The organism is Streptomyces flavusporus (assembly GCF_046267975.1).
GTDB classification, from domain to species: Bacteria; Actinomycetota; Actinomycetes; order Streptomycetales; family Streptomycetaceae; genus Streptomyces; species Streptomyces flavusporus.
Map to the genome: position 1 here is coordinate 7,603,108 of NZ_CP176503.1, position 17,555 is coordinate 7,620,662.

Here is a 17,555-nt window from a genome sequence, read left to right on the forward strand (position 1 = left end):
AAGGCGAGGAGACTCCGTGGCAACCGACGCACCGCCCCCCTCGAAGTCAGAACACCGACTCCCCTCGACCGAGGAGTTCGTCGAGGTGCAGGAGAGTGCGGAGTTCGGTGAACTGCGCCGCTCCTACCGCTCCTTCGCCTTCCCCCTGACCGTCGCCTTCATCGCCTGGTACCTGCTGTACGTCCTGCTGTCGAACTACGCGGGCGACTTCATGGGCACCAAGCTGTTCGGCAACATCAACATCGCCTTCGTCTTCGGCGTCGCACAGTTCGTCACCACGTTCCTCATCGCCTGGTGGTACTCGCGGCACGCCGCCGCGAAGCTCGACCCCAAGGCCGAGGCCATCAAGTCCCGGATGGAGGGCGGCGCATGAGCCCCGTACAGCAGACTTTCCTCGCCGCGAACGAGGCCAGCGAGCACCGGCCGCTGATCATCACCCTGTTCGCGCTGTTCGTCCTGGCGACGCTCGGCATCACCGTCTGGGCGGGCCGCCAGACCAAGGACGCGGCCGACTTCTACGCGGGCGGGCGCCAGTTCAGCGCCTTCCAGAACGGCCTCGCGGTCTCCGGCGACTACATGTCGGCCGCCTCGTTCCTCGGTATCGCGGGCGCGATCGCCCTCTTCGGATACGACGGCTTCCTGTACTCCATCGGCTTCCTGGTCGCCTGGCTGGTCGCCCTGCTCCTGGTGGCCGAGCCGCTCAGGAACTCCGGCCGCTACACCATGGGCGACGTGCTCGCGTACCGCATGCGCCAGCGCCCGGTCCGCACGGCGGCCGGTACGTCCACGATCGTCGTGTCGATCTTCTATCTGCTGGCCCAGATGGCGGGCGCGGGCGTCCTCGTCTCGCTGCTCCTCGGCATCACCTCGGACTTCGGCAAGATCCTCATCGTCGCCCTCGTCGGCGTCCTGATGATCGTGTATGTCTCCATCGGCGGTATGAAGGGCACCACCTGGGTGCAGATGGTGAAGGCCGTGCTGCTGATCGGCGGCACGATCCTCATTACGTTCCTGGTGCTGCTGAAGTTCAACTTCAACATCTCCGACCTGCTCGGCACCGCCGCCGAGAACAGCGGCAAGGGCGCCGCCTTCCTGGAGCCCGGCCTCCAGTACGGCGCGACCGGCACCACCAAGCTGGACTTCATCTCCCTGGGCATCGCCCTGGTGCTCGGCACCGCCGGTCTGCCGCACATCCTGATCCGCTTCTACACGGTGCCCAACGCCAAGGCCGCCCGTAAGTCCGTGAACTGGGCGATCGGCATCATCGGCGGCTTCTACCTGATGACCATCGCGCTCGGCTTCGGCGCCGCCGCGCTGATCTCCCAGGACGAGATCATCGCCTCCAACCCGTCCGGCAACACGGCCGCCCCGCTGCTCGCCCTGCACCTGGGCGGCGTCGACTCGGCCTGGGGCGCGATCCTGCTGGCCACGATCTCGGCGGTGGCCTTCGCGACGATCCTCGCCGTGGTCGCCGGCCTCACCCTGGCCTCGTCGTCCTCCTTCGCGCACGACATCTACGCCAACGTCATCCGCAAGGGGAAGGCCACCGAGAAGGAGGAGATGAAGGCGGCCCGCTGGGCGACCGTCTTCATCGGCATCGTCTCCATCGCCCTCGGCGCCCTCGCCCGTGACCTCAACGTGGCCGGCCTGGTCGCCCTGGCCTTCGCGGTCGCCGCGTCCGCCAACCTGCCGACCATCCTCTACAGCCTGTTCTGGAAGCGGTTCACCACCCAGGGTGCCCTGTGGTCGATCTACGGCGGCCTGATCGTGGCCGTCGGCCTGGTGCTGTTCTCGCCCGTCGTCTCCGGCGACCCCAAGGCGATGTTCCCCGACGTCGACTTCGCCTGGTTCCCGCTGAAGAACCCGGGCATCATCTCCATCCCGTTCGGCTTCCTGATGGGCTGGCTCGGAACGGTCCTGTCCAAGGAGGAGCCCGACACCGGCAAGTACGCCGAGCTGGAGGTACGGTCCCTGACCGGCACCGGCGCCCACTGATCCCACCCCGGTACGCGGCCGCGTCGTAGGCCTCTGTGGAGGTCCCTACGACGCGGCCGCGCCGTACCTGTGTGATCAGGCCGCTGTGGTTGTCACTGCCGTCGCGTAGGCTCACAGGTGTCGGACAATGTGCTCCGCTGTGTGTGATCCGCTGCGAGGGAGGGGCCACGTGCTCATCGACACCTACGGCCGGGTGGCCACCGACCTGAGGGTCTCGCTGACCGACCGGTGCAACCTGCGCTGCACGTACTGCATGCCCGAGGAGGGCCTGCAGTGGCTGGCCAAGCCCGACCTGCTCACGGACGACGAGATCGTCCGCCTGATCGACATCGCGGTCACCTCCCTGGGCATCGAGGAGGTCCGCTTCACCGGCGGGGAGCCGCTGCTGCGCCCCGGCCTGGTCGGCATCGTCGAGCGCGTCGCGGCCCTGGACCCTCGCCCCCAGATGTCCCTCACCACCAACGGCATCGGCCTCAGGCGCACCGCGGCCGCCCTGAAGGCGGCGGGCCTGGACCGGGTGAACGTCTCCCTCGACACCCTCCGCCCCGAGGTCTTCAAGACCCTCACCCGACGGGACCGCCACAGGGACGTCATCGAGGGCCTGCGCGCCGCCCGTGAGGCGGGCCTGACCCCGGTGAAGGTGAACTCGGTCCTGATGCCGGGGCTGAACGAGGACGAAGCCCCGGACCTGCTCGCCTGGGCGGTGGAGCACGACTACGAGCTGCGCTTCATCGAGCAGATGCCGCTGGACGCCCAGCACGGCTGGAAGCGCGACGGCATGATCACCGCGGGCGACATCCTGGCCTCGCTGCGGACCCGCTTCGAGCTGACCGAGGAGGGCTCCGAGAAGCGCGGCTCGGCCCCGGCCGAACGCTGGCTGGTGAACGGCGGCCCGCACCGCGTCGGCGTCATCGCCTCCGTCACCCGCCCGTTCTGCGCGGCCTGCGACCGCACCCGCCTGACGGCCGACGGCCAGGTACGCACCTGCCTGTTCGCCCGCGAGGAGACGGACCTGCGCGCCGCCCTGCGCTCCGGCGCCCCCGACGAGGAGATCGCCCGCATCTGGCGCCTGGCGATGTGGGGCAAGAAGGCGGGCGCGGGCCTGGACGACCCGACCTTCGTCCAGCCGGACCGGCCGATGTCGGCCATCGGCGGCTGAGGCCTTGGGCCTTACGCGCCCGGGGGCGCTTCCCAGTCCTCGAACTTGACGACGTCCTTCAAAAAACCCCGAACCCCGAGAAACTGCGAAAGATGCTCCCGATGCTCCTCGCACGCGAGCCACGTCTTCCGCCGCTCCGGCGTATGAATCTTCGGGTTGTTCCAGGCCAACACCCATACGGCAGCCGCACGGCAGCCCTTGGCGGAACAGATCGGGGTCTCGTCACTCACAGGTTCGTCTCACCACTGCGCAGAAAAGGCGACGCCGAGCAGCCACGGGGGGAGCTGCCCGGCGTCGGTCCGTCGCTCCGACGGGGGATGCGGAGCGCGTACGAAGTATGTCACGGGTAACCGCTTGCCGTGCACTGGAACAACATGATTGATCTGAGCTTTACTGAGCTTGGCGCAGACCCTATTCGGGCCGTCCGCGCGCCGGATCGCCCACGACGTCTTCAGGGACGGATTCAGGGGCGGGTTCCGTGACGGGTTCCGTGAACCCGTCGTCCTCGTCACGCGGCGGCGCGAGCATCGGCCGGGGCTGCACGGCCACGAACGTCGACGGCAGTGACGGCGCGTTCTCCCGCCCGGCGTTGGCGATCACCACCGCGATATAGGGCAGCACCGCGCCGAGCACCAACGCCACGATCGCGACGTGCCGTTCCACGTTCCAGAGCGTGGCGGCCAGGATCACCGAGACCGTACGGACCGACATCGAGATGACGTACCGGCGCTGCCGGCCGCGGACGTCCTCCTGGAGGCCCTGCCGGGCTCCGGTGATCCGGAACACCTGGGCGTTACCGCCGTCACCATGCTTCCGCATCACATTCCACCATCCGTCCGCATCGGACCTCTCCCTGGCCCGTCCCAGCTCCGCACCGGTCGGGAACCGGGGCCGGACAGCCTCCACGTTACGCCGCGCCTGCGCCGCCTACGAGACCGGGTACCCGCCCTGCCTGCGCGAACGGCATCCGCAGGAGCGCGTACGGTCCCCCCGACATGCGCCGTACGGCGGACCGGCCGAAACTGGGTGTAATGCTCACGTCGAGCCGTACGAGGAGGCAGTCATGGGCTGGTTGTGGGCGATCATCGTGGGATTCGTGCTGGGTCTGATCGCCAAGGCGGTCATTCCCGGTAAACAGCACATCCCTCTCTGGCTGACCACCATCCTTGGCATGCTCGGCGCCATCGCCGGCAACGCCATCGCCCGGGGTTTCGGTGTCGGCGAGACGCCCGGCATCGACTGGAGCCGCCATATCTTCCAGCTCGTCGCCGCAGTCATCATCGTCTTCCTCGGCGACATGGCGTACATGCAGCTGAGGGGCGGCAAACGGCGGGCCTGACAGACCTACGGCGCAGGGGGCCGCTCAGGCGCCCGTGACCTCGACCGCCGCCAGGTTCTTCTTGCCCCGGCGCAGCACCAGCCAGCGGCCGTGCAACAGGTCCTCCTTGGCGGGGATCGCGTCCTCGGAGTCGACCTTCACGTTGTTCACGTAGGCGCCGCCCTCCTTGACCGTGCGGCGCGCCGCGGACTTGCTGGGCGCCAGGCCCACCCCGGCGAACAGGTCCACGGCGGGAGTCAGCTCGGCGACCTGGATGTGCGGCACCTCGGACAGGGCCGCGGCCAGCGTCTTGGCGTCCAGCCCGGTCAGTTCGCCCTGGCCGAAGAGTGCCTTGGACGCGGCGATCACGGCGGCCGTCTGGTCGGCACCGTGCACCAACGTCGTCAGCTCCTCGGCGAGCGCGCGCTGCGCGGCCCGGGCCTGCGGACGCTCCTCCGTCTGCTTCTCCAGCTCCTCCAGCTCCGCAGGGGACCTGAACGACAGGATCCGCATGTACGTGGAGATGTCCCGGTCGTCCACGTTCAGCCAGAACTGGTAGAACGCGTACGGCGTCGTCAGCTCCGGGTCGAGCCAGACGGCGCCGCCCTCGGTCTTGCCGAACTTGGTGCCGTCCGCCTTCGTCATCAGCGGCGTCGCCAGGGCGTGCACGTTGGCGTGCGGCTCCAGCCGGTGGATCAGGTCGAGGCCGGCCGTGAGGTTGCCCCACTGGTCGCTGCCGCCCTGCTGGAGCGTGCAGCCGTACCTCCGGTACAGCTGGAGGAAGTCCATTCCCTGCAGGATCTGGTAGCTGAACTCGGTGTAGCTGATGCCCTCGGAGGACTCCAGGCGACGGGCGACGGAGTCCTTGGTCAGCATCTTGTTGACGCGGAAGTGCTTGCCGATGTCGCGCAGGAACTCGATCGCGGACAGGTTCTGCGTCCAGTCGAGGTTGTTGACCATGACGGCCGCGTTCTCGCCCTCGAAGGACAGGAACGGCTGGATCTGGCCACGCAGCTTCTCGACCCAGCCGGCGACCGTCTCCGGATCGTTCAGCGTGCGCTCCGCCGTGGGGCGCGGGTCGCCGATGAGGCCCGTGGCGCCGCCCACCAGCGCCAGCGGCCGCAGACCGGCCTGCTGGAGCCGCCGCATGGTGAGCACCTGCACCAGATGCCCCACATGCAGCGACGGCGCGGTCGGGTCGAAGCCGCAATAGAACGTGACGGGACCGTCCGCGAGCGCCTTGCGCAGTGCTTCCTCGTCGGTGGAGAGGGCGAACAGCCCCCGCCACTTGAGCTCGTCGACGATGTCCGTCACGGTTCTCGTGTCTCCTTGGATGATCTTCGGGCAGTCGGGTGACCGCCGCATACGAGGTTATACGCCTCGACTGACAGAGCTCATATTGAAATCGGGCACCCGCAGCGCAGGCATGGCAGCCCGGGTGAACCAGTCGCTCCACTCCCGCGGCAGCGTCTTCTCGGTCCGCCCCGCCTCCGTGGCCCGGCCGAGCAGGCCGACCGGTGACTCGTTGAACCTGAAGTTGTTCACCTCGCCGGCGACCTCGCCGTTCTCCACGAGGTACACCCCGTCCCGGGTCAGGCCGGTCAGCAGCAGCGTCGCCGGGTCGACCTCGCGGATGTACCAGAGGCAGGTCAGCAGCAGTCCGCGCTCGGTGCTCGCGACCATCTCCTCCAGGGAGCGGCCCTCGCCCCCGTTCTCCAGGATCAGGTTGTCGATCCCCGGCGCCAGCGGCAGCCCGGTCGTCCCGGCGGTGTGCCTGCTGGTGATCAGATGCTTCAGCTCGCCCTGGCCCATCCACTCCGTGGGGGTCAGCGGCAGCCCGTTGTCGAACGCCGACGAGTCGCTGCTGGAGGAGTGCGCGAGCACGAAGGGCAGCGCCTCCAGGCCGGGCTCGTTCGGGTCGCTGCGCAGGGTCAGCGGCAGCTCGCTCAGCTTCTCGCCGACGCGCGTGCCGCCGCCGGGCTTGGAGAACACCGTCCGGCCCTCGGCCGCGTCCCGGCCCGACGCCGACCACATCTGGTAGATCAGCAGGTCCGCGACCGCGGTCGGCGGCAACAGCGTCTCGTACCGCCCGGCGGGCAGCTCGATACGCCGCTCGGCCCAGCCGAGGCGTACGGCCAGTTCGGCGTCGAGCGCGGCCGGGTCGACGTCCTTGAAGTCCCGGGTCGACCGGCCCGCCCACGCCGAGCGCGTACGGTCCGGCGACTTGGCGTTCAGCTCCAGCGTCCCGTTGGGCTGGTCGTGGCGCAGCCGCAGCCCCGCCGACGTACCGAGGTAGGTGGAGGTCAGCTCGTGGTTGGCGAAGCCGTACAGCTCGCGTCCGCCGGCACGCGCGCGTGCGAACGACTCACCCAGCGCCGGCGCGAAGTCGGCGAAGACGGCGGACGAGGTCTCGGCGGGCGCATCCGTGAAGTCCGGTGACTGAGGCACACCCGTGACCAGCGGCTGCGCGTCCTCGGCCGGCCCGGCGCCCCGCGCGGCGGCCTCCGCGGCCCGCACCAGCGGCTCCAGCTCGTCCACGGTCACCGCGGACCGCGACACCACCCCGGACGCCTTGCCCTCCTTGCCGTCGACGGTCGCGATCACGGTGAGCGCGCGCCCGCGCGTGACGCCGTTGGTGGTCAGCGCGTTGCCCGCCCAGCGCAGATTGGCGGTCGACTGCTCGTCGGCGATCACGACACAGCCGTCGGCCCGGGACAGCTCCAGGGCCCGCTCGACGATCTCGTGCGGCTTGTTCGTGGGGGCGTTCATCGACCGGCCTCCTGCGTCGTGTTCAGAATGCTGACGCCCCTGAAGAGGGCGGACGGGCAGCCGTGCGACACGGCGGCGACCTGGCCGGGCTGGGCCTTGCCGCAGTTGAAGGCGCCGCCCAGGACATACGTCTGGGGACCGCCGACGGCCGCCATGGAGCCCCAGAAGTCGGTGGTCGTGGCCTGGTACGCCACATCCCGCAGCTGTCCGGCGAGCCGCCCGTTCTCGATCCGGAAGAAGCGCTGCCCGGTGAACTGGAAGTTGTAGCGCTGCATGTCGATGGACCAGGACCGGTCCCCGACGACGTAGATGCCGCGCTCGACCCCGCCGATGAGATCCTCCGTCGACATCCCGGCGGGATCCGGCTGCAACGACACGTTGGCCATGCGCTGTACCGGGACGTGGGAGGGGGCGTCGGCGAAGGCGCACCCGTTGGACCGCTCGAACCCGGTCAGCCGCGCGATGCGCCGGTCCAGTTGGTAGCCGACCAGCGTCCCGTCCCGCACCAGGTCCCAGGACTGAGCCTCGACACCCTCGTCGTCGTACCCGACGGTCGCAAGGCCGTGCTCGGCGGTGCGGTCACCGGTGACGTTCATCAGCTCCGAGCCGTAGCGCAGCTTGCCGAGCTTGTCGAAGGTGGCGAAGGAGGTGCCGGCGTAGGCGGCCTCGTAGCCGAGCGCCCGGTCCAGTTCCGTGGCGTGCCCGATGGACTCGTGGATGGTCAGCCACAGGTTGGACGGGTCGACGACCAGGTCGTACAGGCCCGGCTCGACGCTCGGCGCCCGCATCTTCTCGGCGAGCAGCTCGGGAAGCTGCTCGAGCTCGGCGTCCCAGCCCCAGCCGGTGCCCCTGAGGTACTCCCAGCCGCGCCCGACGGGCGGCGCGATGGTGCGCATGGAGTCGAACTCGCCGCTCGACTCGTCGACCGACACGGCGGTCAGCTGCGGGTGCAGCCGCACGCGCTGCTGCGTGGTCACGGTGCCGGCCGTGTCGGCGTAGAACTTGTTCTCGTGCACGGTGAGCAGCGAGGCGTCGACGTGGTCCACGCCGTCGGCGGCGAGCAGCCGCATGCTCCACTCGGTCAGCAGCCCGGACTTCTCCTCGTCGGGCACGGTGAACGGATCGATCTCGTACGAAGAGATCCACGTCTTCTCGGCATGCACGGGCTCGTCGGCGAGCTCCACCCGCTCGTCCGACCCGGCCGCCTTGATCACCTGGGCGGACAGCTTGGCCATCGCCACCGCCTGACTCGCCACCTTGGCGGCGGCGTCCATGGTCAGGTCCACACCGGACGCGAACCCCCACGTCCCGCCGTGCACGACCCGCACCGCGTACCCCAGATCGGTGGTGTCCGACGACCCGGACGGCTTGCCGTCCCTGAGCCGCCAGGACGCACTGCGCACCCGTTCCAGCCGGAAGTCGGCGTGCTCCGCACCCAGCGCACGCGCGCGTGCCAGCGCGGCGTCGGCCAGGGCGCGTAGCGGAAGCGCCGTGAAGGCTTCGTCGATGGTATGTGGCACCTGGGTCTCTTCCTGTTGGTGTGACCGGTGGTTGCTCCGATCATGTCGCGTCGGCGGGGGCGCGGGCCACACGTTTGCGTCCGGCGTACGCAGCTTTCTGTAGGGATCCAACAGCGAGTCCCCTGCGCCACTGTCGGCGCCCGAATGTCACGGACCGCTGCCCGAACGATAGGTTTTTGGTGAAGCCGCCTGTCATCCAGGTGTTCGGGCGGGGGCATCAGACCGCTATCGAAAGGGTGATCCGTTGAGCCGCTCGGTTCTCGTCACCGGAGGCAACCGGGGCATCGGCCTCGCCATCGCCCGCGCTTTCGCCGACGCCGGCGACAAGGTTGCGATCACGTACCGTTCGGGGGAGCCGCCGGCCGCCCTCACCGAATTGGGCTGCCTTGCCGTCAAGTGCGACATCACCGACCCTGAGCAGGTGGAGCAGGCCTACAAGGAGATCGAGGCCGAGCACGGCCCCGTCGAGGTGCTGATCGCCAACGCCGGCATCACCAAGGACCAGCTCCTGATGCGCATGTCCGAGGAGGACTTCACCTCGGTCATCGACACCAACCTCACCGGCACCTTCCGCGTCGTCAAGCGTGCCAACCGGGGCATGCTGCGCGCCAAGAGGGGCCGCGTGGTCCTGATCTCCTCGGTCGTCGGTCTGTACGGCGGCCCCGGCCAGGCGAACTACGCCGCCTCCAAGGCCGCCCTGGTCGGCTTCGCGCGTTCCCTCGCCCGTGAGCTGGGCTCGCGCAACATCACCTTCAACGTCGTCGCGCCCGGCTTCGTCGACACCGACATGACCAAGGTGCTCACCGACGAGCAGCGCGCGAACATCGTGTCGCAGGTCCCCCTCGGCCGGTACGCGCAGCCGGAGGAGATCGCCGCGACGGTGCGGTTCCTCGCCTCGGACGACGCCTCGTACATCACTGGAGCCGTCATCCCTGTTGACGGCGGACTGGGAATGGGTCACTGATCACCATGAGCGGAATTCTCGAGGGCAAGCGCGTCCTGATCACCGGTGTGCTGACGGAGTCCTCCATCGCCTTCCACGCCGCCAAGCTGGCCCAGGAGCAGGGTGCCGAGATCATCCTGACCGCGTTCCCGCGGCCCACGCTGACCGAGCGCATCGCCAAGAAGCTCCCGAAGCCCACCAAGGTCATCGAGCTCGACGTGACGAACGACGAGCACCTGGGCCGGCTGGCGGACATCGTAGGCGAGGAGCTCGGCGGCCTCGACGGCGTCGTGCACTCCATCGGCTTCGCCCCGCAGGACGCGCTCGGCGGCAACTTCCTCAACACGCCGTTCGAGTCCGTCGCCACGGCCATGCACGTCTCGGCGTACTCCCTGAAGTCGCTCACCATGGCCTGCCTGCCGTTGATGCAGAACGGCGGCTCGGTCGTCGGCCTCACCTTCGACGCGCAGTTCGCCTGGCCGCAGTACGACTGGATGGGCCCGGCCAAGGCTGCCCTGGAGGCCACCAGCCGTTACATCGCCCGCGACCTGGGCAAGCAGAACATCCGCTGCAACCTCATCTCGGCGGGTCCGCTCGGCTCGATGGCCGCCAAGTCCATCCCGGGCTTCAGCGACCTGGCCTCCGTGTGGGACACCCGTTCCCCGCTGGAGTGGGACCTGCAGGACCCGGAGCCGGCCGGCCGCGGCATCGTCGCCCTGCTGAGCGACTGGTTCCCGAAGACCACCGGCGAGATCATCCACGTGGACGGCGGCCTGCATGCCATCGGCGCCTGATCACCGCTGATCAAGGGCTCGCATCCCGCCGGGTGCGGGCCCTTCGCGTGTCCCCCGTTCGGCCTATCCGGCCGGGCGGGGGCGGGCCACAACCGGGCACGCTGGAGTTCGCGTTCACCACGCGTCCCTCCCCAGCACGGCCGAGGAGGTCCCCTTGTGCGCCTGTACCGCAGCCTGGCCTCAGTGACCGTCGCCGTAGCTGTCCTCCTGCTTCTTCCGTACGACGCGATGCCCCACGCGCGCGTGCCGGCCGACGAACCGACGGCTGCGCCCTTCGGCGCCGAGTGCCGGACGAGCATCCAGGGCTCCCGTGTGGTGGCCCACTGCCACAATCCCTACGTGGACACCGATCGCGTCCAACTGCACATCGAATGCGACCGTTGGTGGGACATCGACACCGACAGCGCCCCTGTCGACGCCGGGCCCGCGATGACCGTGCGGCTCACCGGCCGCTGCTGGAAGGAAGTCGCCTCGGTGTGGGTCAGTCACCAGAACCGGGGGAGCTGAGCCGGCCCGGACGGCACTGGAACGGGTAGCCCGCGGCCTCGGTCGCCGCCGTCTCGGCGTCGCCCGCGCGGATGGCGTCCAGGAGCCGTGTGTGGTCCATGTACGTCTCCGGCGTCAGCTTCTCGCCGACGTCCTCGCGCAGCCAGTCCCGCAGCACCTCGCCCAGGTCCGCGTACATCGCGGTCATGACGTCGTTGTGGGAGGCGGCCACCACCGCCAGGTGGAAGGTGGCGTCCGCTGCCACGAACGCCTCCGTGTCACCCGACTCCCAGGCCTCCTCGCGCCGCCGCAGCAGCGCGTCGAGCTGCTTGAGGTCCTTCTCGGTGCGCCGCTCGGCGGCGAACTTCGCGGCGGCCGACTCCAGCGTGGAACGCAGCTCGGCGATGTGCCGCGGATCTGCGCCCGCGAAACGGCGGTGCATCACGCCCGCCAGCTCGCTGGTCGCCACGACGTATGTGCCGGAGCCCTGGCGGATGTCCAGCAGGCCGTTGTGCGCCAGCGCCCGGACGGCCTCGCGGACCGTGTTGCGGGCGACGCCGAGCTGCTCGACCAGTTCGGGCTCCGTCGGGATGCGGGAGCCGACCGGCCACTCGCCCGAGGCGATCTGGTTGCGCAGCTCGGCGATGACCTGCTCGGACAGTGCCGAACGGCGGGGGTGGCTCAGGGGCATGGCACACCTTCGCACGGAACGGGCGGCAGCGGACCGCAGAGGGATGGACAGCCAATCATCCCATGATTCTATGATGGGCCTATGGCAGCGAGCGAGGAAACCCGGACCAGGACGCACCCGGACGTAAGCGGTCCGGCAACCAGCCCGCCGGCGACAGTGGGGGAGAGGTCCCCCGCGCGCGCGTGGACCATGCGCCTGGTCGTCCTCGGCATCGTCCTCTCCGCGCTGAACCTCCGCCCCGCCATCACCAGCCTCGGCGCGCTCCTCGAAGAGGTACGCGACGGGCTCGGCATGAGCGGCAGCGTGGCCGGCCTGCTCACCTCGGTACCGCCGCTCTGCTTCGCCGTCTTCGGCGTCATGGCACCGCGGCTGGCCCGCCGCTTCGGCCCCGGCGCCGTGGTCTGCGCCGGCATGGCGGCCATCACCGCGGGCCTGATCGTCCGGCCGTACACGGGCGGCACGGCCGGTTTCCTGGCCGCCAGCGCCCTCGCTCTCATGGGCATCGCGGTCAGCAACGTGCTGATGCCGGTCATCGTCAAGCGCTGGTTCCCGGACCGGGTCGGCTCGATGACCGGCCTGTACTCGATGGCGCTCGCCCTCGGCACCTCGGCCGCGGCCGCGGTGACCGTGCCCATGACCGAGGTGCTGGGCGGCAGTTGGCAGTCCGGGCTCGCACTCTGGGCCGTTCCGGCCGCGGCGGCCGTACTCCCGTGGATTGCCCTCGTACGGGACCGGAGGGCGACGTCCGCCGGAGAGGCGGCCGACCGGCAGGAGCACGCGCGCGAGGACGCTCCCGCGCTGCGGATCACCCGGAGCCGTACCGCCTGGGCCCTCGCCGTCTTCTTCGGGCTCCAGGCCACCGCCGCCTACATCACCATGGGCTGGATGGCCCAGATCTTCCGCGACGCGGGCGTCGCCGCGGGCACGGCCGGGCTGCTCCTCGCCGTCACCATGGTGATGGGCGTGCCGCTGGCCTTCGTCATCCCCCGGCTCGCCACGCGACTGCCCCAGCAGGGGCCGATCGTGCTCGCGCTGGGCGCCTGCGGACTCGCCGGTTACGCCGGCCTGTACTTCGCGCCGGCCGGCGGCGCCTGGGCCTGGGCCCTGCTGCTCGGCGTGTCCAACTGCGCCTTCCCGCTGGCCCTCACCATGGTCGGAATGCGCGCCAGGACGGGCGCGGGCGTCGCCCAGCTGTCGGGCTTCGCGCAGAGCACCGGCTATCTGATCTCCATCCCGGGGCCGCTCCTGGTGGGCGTGCTCTACCAGCACAGCGGCGGCTGGGGGCTGCCCATCGCCCTCATGGCCGGCCTGATGATCCCCCAGATGGCGGTGGGGGTCCTCGCGGGCCGCAACCGTACGGTGGAGGCGGAGGCGGCCCGCTGACCCCGGCGGAGGAGGCACGGGCGCGGGGTGGGAGACTTGCCGCATGCCAGTGCTCGATCCGAACCCCCAGAACGGCCAGAAGAAGATGCTGCTCGTCTTCGGCTCGTTCTTCGCCATCTTCGTGATCATCGCCATCGTGGCGTCGATCGCCGCCCCGTGACACCCCTCGGCCCTCACCCCCTAAGGGATGGTGGGGCTGGCCCCACCATCCCTTAGGGGGTGAGGGTCAGGGTCAAGTGGGTGGATCACCGGATGGGTTGGCGGCTCTTGTTTCCGTAGCTTCGAACTGTGGCCGCGCGACGCGGACCACGACCCATCGAGGACGGACCCACGGAGGCATCATGTCGGCCCGCACGCACACCCGGCCCCACCCGGCGACCACGGGCCGCGTCGACTTCCGGCTGCCCTGGTGGGCCCTCGCCCTGCCCATAGTCGCCTTCGTCGCGCTGCTGGGCCTGATGCTGAACCCCTCCGACGCCCACGCGGCGACCGGCGAGCCCGCCATCACCCACCTCGTCGAGCGTGCACACCAGCTGATGACCCGCTGAGCACAGGCGAAGCCGCCCGTCAACTCCCTGCGCCCCATGGCCTGTTTCATGCGAAGCTGGATCTCATGAGCGTCGCAGAACCCCGCAGGATTGTCCTCTTCCGGCATGCGAAAGCCGACTGGCCACAGGTGAACGACCACGAGCGACCGCTCGCCGAGCGGGGCCGCAAGGACGCCGCCGTCGCCGGACGCAAGCTGGCCGACTCCGGTATCCCCTTCGACCTGGCCCTCTGCTCCACCGCGATCCGGACCCGCGAAACCTGGAAGCTCGCCGTCCACGAGTTCTCGCAGCGGCCGAAAACCGTCTACGAGGAGCGGATCTACGAGGCCTCGCCCGGCGAGCTGATCGCCGTGCTCAACGAAACCCCCGACGACGCGCAGAGCGTTCTCCTGATCGGCCACAACCCCGGCGTGCAGGGCCTCGCCGAGGTCCTGGCGGGCTCCGCCGACGAGGACGCCCGGGAGCGGATGAGCCGCCGCGGCTTCCCCGCCGCCGCCTTCGCCGTGCTGACCTTCACCGGCTCCTGGAAGACCCTGGAACCGGGCGCGGCCACCCTGCTCGACTACTGGGCGCCGTCCGAGTGATCCCGTCCAGGTGAAGGGCCCCGGCACGCTCGCAGTGCCGGGGCCCTTCCCTACGGCAGCCGAGGTCGGCTCAGTCCTCGTCGTGCATGTCCGCCGCCTCCACCTCTTCGCGGGTCACGCCCAGCAGATACAGGACCGTGTCCAGGAACGGCACGTTCACCGCCGTGTGCGCCGCCTCGCGCACCACCGGCTTGGCATTGAAGGCGACCCCGAGCCCCGCAGCGTTCAGCATGTCCAGGTCGTTGGCACCGTCGCCGATCGCCACGGTCTGCGCCAGCGGTACGCCTGCCTCCGCGGCGAACCGGCGCAGCAGCCGCGCCTTGCCCGCCCGGTCCACGATCTCGCCGGTGACCCGGCCGGTCAGCCTGCCGTCGACGATCTCCAGCGTGTTGGCCTGCGCGAAGTCGAGCCCCAGCCGCTCCTTGAGGTCATCGGTGACCTGGGTGAACCCGCCCGAGACAACGCCCACTTGGTACCCGAGCCGCTTCAGCGTCCGGATCAGCGTGCGCGCGCCCGGCGTCAGCCGCACCTCGCTGCGCACCTTGTCCACCACCGACGCGTCCAGCCCCTTGAGCAGCGCCACGCGCGCGTGCAGCGACTGCTCGAAGTCCAGCTCCCCGCGCATCGCGGCCGCCGTCACCTCGGCGACCTCGGCCTCGCAGCCGGCGTGCGCGGCGAAGAGCTCGATCACCTCGTCCTGGATGAGCGTGGAGTCCACGTCCATCACGACCAGGCGCTGAGCGCGCCGGTGCAGGCCCGCCGCGACGACCGCCACGTCCACGCCGAGCGCCGCCGCGTCCGTGACCAGGGCGGTGCGCAGCGGCTCGGTCTCCACGCCGGACACCGCGAACTCGACTGCTGTCACGGGGTACTTGGCGAGCCGGAAGATACGGTCGATGTTGCCGCCGGTCCTGGTGATCCGGCCGGCGATCGCGGCCGTCGCCTCCGCGGTGAGCGGATGCCCCAGCACCGTCACCAGCGACCGGCCCAGGCCGCGCGGCCGGTTGTCGCCGAGGCCGGAGATGATCTCCGCCTGCAACTTCATGGAATCCGCCCAGCTGTGGACGGTGGCCCGCAGATCGCCCTCGAGTCCGCGGGGCGGCTCGGTCACGAGCGCGCACAGCACGATCCGGCCGCGCGTGACGACCTGCTCGATGTCGACCACGTCGACGGAGTAGGCGGCGAGGGTGTCGAAGAGTCCGGCCGTGATGCCCGGCCTGTCCTTGCCGAAGATCTTGACAAGGAGAGTCGGGACGTCAGAGGTCTGCGAAGCGCTCATGGTGTTCCCACCGTAACCGGCACCCCGTGCCTGTCGCCCCTGAGGTCCGCTTGGCGGACACGGAACAGTGGATAACCCTGGATGTCGCTCCGGTGGCGCGCGCCCGACGAGTCGGCCACGACCGAGCCACCCGCCCCGGTCTCCGCCGGCCTGCGGCTCACCGCGGGCCCTTGGGTCGCCCCGGTGGCGGAGGGCCGGGCGGCGGATGCGGTGGCCCCTCCGGCGGTCGCTTCCCGGGCGACCCGGACGACGGCGGCCCCGGACGCCGTGGAGGCGGATCGAAGGGCCGGGCGACGGTGGGAGCGCCGTACACGTCGTCGCCCCGCGGAGCCCCTTGGGAGGGCCGTACGTCCTCGCGCTCCCGCAGCTCCTCCGGCACCCGCAGATAGGGATTGGTGTCAGGGTTCGGCAGCCGGTACGGCGTACTGGGCGCATACGGCCCCGACGACCCCGCATGAACGGGCGCCCCCCGCGCCCCGTCACCGCGTGCCAACGGCGCCGCCTGCCGCCCCGCGGCCCCGGTCGCGTACGCCAGCAGCGCGCCGACGGCACCCGCACCCGCGCCCCACAGTGCGCCGAGCAGCAGCGCCATCCCGAGGTGCCCCTGCAGTTCGACCCCCGCCCCGAACGCATCGAACCCCAGCACGGACAGCGAGGCGTCCAGGGACACCTCCGTCAGCAGGCCGAGCAGCGGCAGCGCCAGCGCGGTCACGACCCCCAGCCGCAGCGCACACCGCCCGGCGAAGCCGAGGGCGCCCTGATCACGTACCGGCGTCCGCACCCCCTGCAACACGCCCGCCAGCAGCATCATCAACGCCGCCGCCACACCGAGCAGCCACACCCGCCCGTCCAGCTCGGCCAGCCGCCCCAGCGTGACCGGCTGGTCGGAGTCGACGAGCAGGTCGTCCAGCGGATCCGGCAGAAAGCGGGTCAGCGCCCCCGAGGCCTCTCCGTCCCACGGCACGAACAGCCCGAGGGGAATCCCCAGCCAGACGCCGTTCGGCGCGCCGAGCAGCGCGGCCCCCGCGATCCGCTTCGGATGGTCGTCGCCGATCGCCGCGTAGGCCGCCGCCGCGAGCCCTGCCGCCACGGCCACCAGCACCGCCGTGACCAGCGCCGACACGGCCGGCCGTACGACCCGGTGCACGGCCTCCCAGCCGCGCGGCAGAGGAGTGCGGCGCGAGGCCAGCAGGGCGATCAGCAGGACCCCGGCCGACCAGCCCAGGCCGCCCAGCAGCGTGGGCGCGGTGTCCACGGTGAACCCGACCGCCGCCTCCGCGTCGATGAGGTCGCCGACCCGGTCGGGCAGCAGCCCGCCGATGTCCCCGACGTCCCCGAGCCCGGGGATCTCGATGCCGCCGGAGCCCGAGCCGCCGGGCAGCTCGTCCAGGCCCAGGGAGCCGCCGTCGATCGTGATGACGTCGTGCCCCGCCCAGGCCAGCCCGCCCAGCGTCGCCACGAACAGAGCGACCACCGCGCCCGCGCGCGCGAGGAGTTCGGCCGGTGCGACCACAACTCCCGCCGTACGCAGGGACCGTAAGAAGAACCAGGACAAAAGGAGCGCGCCGACCAGGCTCACACCCAGCGGCGTGATCTCGAGGGCCGTCGTGGCCTCGGCGCCTTCCAGTCCGAACGCGGACACATCGCCCGACGGCGTGACCGAACCCCCCGCCCCGAGCGCCACGACCGCCGCGGTCATCGGCCCCAGCGAACCGGCCGAGTCCGCCTCCAGCAGATGCAGCCCGAGTGCCGCCGTGCCCGCCATCCCGATCAACGCCCAGCTCACGGAGGCGATCGCGGACAGCAGGATGTCGACCCACGGCAGCCTCCTGCCGTACTCCGCGCTCTCGGCGTTCTCGACGCTCATGGCAGACCCCCCGATCCGCGGCACGGTGTCGCCACCGCGCATGTCCCCCTCGCGTGGGATTACCACTCTCCGGGCCGGTTTCAACCCCGTCAACGGGACGAGTCGTTGCGCCCGTACGCGGTCTTCACAAGGCCCGGCTTTCGGTCAGGGGGCCGCTCCTGAAATAGTTCCCCCCGATGTTCGACATCCCTAGACTCCCTGTGATGGGGGTAATTCGGG

The 17,555-nt window shown here is 70.5% G+C and carries 19 protein-coding genes; 11 read left to right on the forward strand and 8 right to left on the reverse strand.

Going from position 1 to position 17,555, the window contains the following annotated elements:
- Positions 1-16 precede the first annotated feature (16 nt).
- The 3 genes from ACKTSN_RS35845 (at position 17) to moaA (ending at position 3,154) form a co-directional block, all read left to right on the forward strand.
- Entirely contained in the window at positions 17-373 is a 357-nt protein-coding gene (locus ACKTSN_RS35845; protein ID WP_409472914.1) for a DUF485 domain-containing protein, read from the forward strand.
- Positions 370-1,995: a solute symporter family protein gene (locus ACKTSN_RS35850; protein ID WP_409472915.1), complete on the forward strand. Its 1,626-nt coding sequence runs from the start codon at positions 370-372 to the stop codon at positions 1,993-1,995. Before ACKTSN_RS35845 ends, ACKTSN_RS35850 begins: the two co-directional genes overlap by 4 nt.
- Before the next feature lie 169 nt (positions 1,996-2,164).
- On the forward strand, positions 2,165-3,154 hold the full coding sequence (gene moaA, locus ACKTSN_RS35855) for a GTP 3',8-cyclase MoaA (protein ID WP_409472916.1): 990 nt from the start codon (positions 2,165-2,167) through the stop codon (positions 3,152-3,154).
- 11 nt (positions 3,155-3,165) lie between these two features.
- On the opposite strand, the gene ACKTSN_RS35860 is transcribed toward moaA, so the two are convergent.
- Positions 3,166-3,384 carry a hypothetical protein gene (locus ACKTSN_RS35860; protein WP_224736330.1) on the reverse strand — a complete coding sequence of 73 codons (219 nt, stop codon included), beginning with the start codon at positions 3,382-3,384 and terminating at the stop codon, positions 3,166-3,168.
- 181 nt (positions 3,385-3,565) lie between these two features.
- A complete protein-coding gene (locus ACKTSN_RS35865) occupies positions 3,566-3,973 on the reverse strand; it encodes a DUF3099 domain-containing protein (protein WP_409472917.1) in 408 nt (135 codons plus the stop codon).
- A gap of 244 nt (positions 3,974-4,217) precedes the next feature.
- Between ACKTSN_RS35865 and ACKTSN_RS35870 the strand changes: the two genes are divergently transcribed.
- Entirely contained in the window at positions 4,218-4,493 is a 276-nt protein-coding gene (locus ACKTSN_RS35870; protein ID WP_409472918.1) for a GlsB/YeaQ/YmgE family stress response membrane protein, read from the forward strand.
- A gap of 24 nt (positions 4,494-4,517) precedes the next feature.
- Here the strand turns inward: ACKTSN_RS35870 and tyrS are convergent, their stop codons facing one another.
- From tyrS to ACKTSN_RS35885, 3 genes are read right to left on the reverse strand one after another with little or no spacing between them, the layout of a single operon-like run.
- A complete protein-coding gene (gene tyrS / locus ACKTSN_RS35875; protein ID WP_409472919.1) occupies positions 4,518-5,786 on the reverse strand; it encodes a tyrosine--tRNA ligase in 1,269 nt (422 codons plus the stop codon).
- A gap of 57 nt (positions 5,787-5,843) precedes the next feature.
- Positions 5,844-7,241 carry a metallopeptidase TldD-related protein gene (locus ACKTSN_RS35880; RefSeq protein ID WP_409472920.1) on the reverse strand — a complete coding sequence of 466 codons (1,398 nt, stop codon included), beginning with the start codon at positions 7,239-7,241 and terminating at the stop codon, positions 5,844-5,846.
- A complete protein-coding gene (locus ACKTSN_RS35885; protein ID WP_409472921.1) occupies positions 7,238-8,761 on the reverse strand; it encodes a TldD/PmbA family protein in 1,524 nt (507 codons plus the stop codon). Before ACKTSN_RS35885 ends, ACKTSN_RS35880 begins: the two co-directional genes overlap by 4 nt.
- 244 nt (positions 8,762-9,005) lie before the next feature.
- On the opposite strand from ACKTSN_RS35885, the gene fabG reads away from it, so the two are divergent.
- The 3 genes from fabG to ACKTSN_RS35900 all read left to right on the forward strand — a co-directional run bounded on the left by fabG (position 9,006) and on the right by ACKTSN_RS35900 (position 11,005).
- Complete coding sequence (gene fabG / locus ACKTSN_RS35890; RefSeq protein WP_409472922.1) at positions 9,006-9,725, forward strand: 3-oxoacyl-[acyl-carrier-protein] reductase; 720 nt, start codon at positions 9,006-9,008, stop codon at positions 9,723-9,725.
- A gap of 5 nt (positions 9,726-9,730) precedes the next feature.
- A complete protein-coding gene (gene fabI / locus ACKTSN_RS35895) occupies positions 9,731-10,498 on the forward strand; it encodes an enoyl-ACP reductase FabI (RefSeq protein ID WP_409472923.1) in 768 nt (255 codons plus the stop codon).
- A 156-nt stretch (positions 10,499-10,654) separates the two neighbouring features.
- Positions 10,655-11,005 (forward strand): hypothetical protein, encoded by a 351-nt coding sequence (locus tag ACKTSN_RS35900; RefSeq protein ID WP_409472924.1) that lies wholly within the window; start codon positions 10,655-10,657, stop codon positions 11,003-11,005.
- Here the strand turns inward: ACKTSN_RS35900 and ACKTSN_RS35905 are convergent.
- Entirely contained in the window at positions 10,980-11,675 is a 696-nt protein-coding gene (locus ACKTSN_RS35905) for a FadR/GntR family transcriptional regulator (RefSeq protein WP_409472925.1), read from the reverse strand. The genes ACKTSN_RS35900 and ACKTSN_RS35905 overlap by 26 nt on opposite strands.
- An 81-nt stretch (positions 11,676-11,756) precedes the next feature.
- On the opposite strand from ACKTSN_RS35905, the gene ACKTSN_RS35910 reads away from it, so the two are divergent.
- The 4 genes from ACKTSN_RS35910 (at position 11,757) to ACKTSN_RS35925 (ending at position 14,190) form a co-directional block, all read left to right on the forward strand.
- Positions 11,757-13,058, forward strand: coding sequence for a CynX/NimT family MFS transporter (locus ACKTSN_RS35910; protein ID WP_409472926.1), 1,302 nt, complete (start codon positions 11,757-11,759; stop codon positions 13,056-13,058).
- Positions 13,059-13,101: 43 nt separating this feature from the next.
- Complete coding sequence (locus ACKTSN_RS35915) at positions 13,102-13,218, forward strand: SGM_5486 family transporter-associated protein (RefSeq protein WP_129797136.1); 117 nt, start codon at positions 13,102-13,104, stop codon at positions 13,216-13,218.
- A gap of 181 nt (positions 13,219-13,399) precedes the next feature.
- Positions 13,400-13,606, forward strand: coding sequence for a hypothetical protein (locus ACKTSN_RS35920; protein WP_409472927.1), 207 nt, complete (start codon positions 13,400-13,402; stop codon positions 13,604-13,606).
- A 65-nt stretch (positions 13,607-13,671) separates the two neighbouring features.
- Positions 13,672-14,190 carry a SixA phosphatase family protein gene (locus tag ACKTSN_RS35925; RefSeq protein ID WP_409472928.1) on the forward strand — a complete coding sequence of 173 codons (519 nt, stop codon included), beginning with the start codon at positions 13,672-13,674 and terminating at the stop codon, positions 14,188-14,190.
- Positions 14,191-14,260: 70 nt separating this feature from the next.
- On the opposite strand, the gene serB is transcribed toward ACKTSN_RS35925, so the two are convergent.
- Positions 14,261-15,469: a phosphoserine phosphatase SerB gene (gene serB, locus ACKTSN_RS35930; protein WP_409472929.1), complete on the reverse strand. Its 1,209-nt coding sequence runs from the start codon at positions 15,467-15,469 to the stop codon at positions 14,261-14,263.
- A gap of 157 nt (positions 15,470-15,626) precedes the next feature.
- Complete coding sequence (locus ACKTSN_RS35935) at positions 15,627-17,336, reverse strand: streptophobe family protein (RefSeq protein WP_409472930.1); 1,710 nt, start codon at positions 17,334-17,336, stop codon at positions 15,627-15,629.
- Between the last annotated feature and the right edge of the window lie 219 nt (positions 17,337-17,555).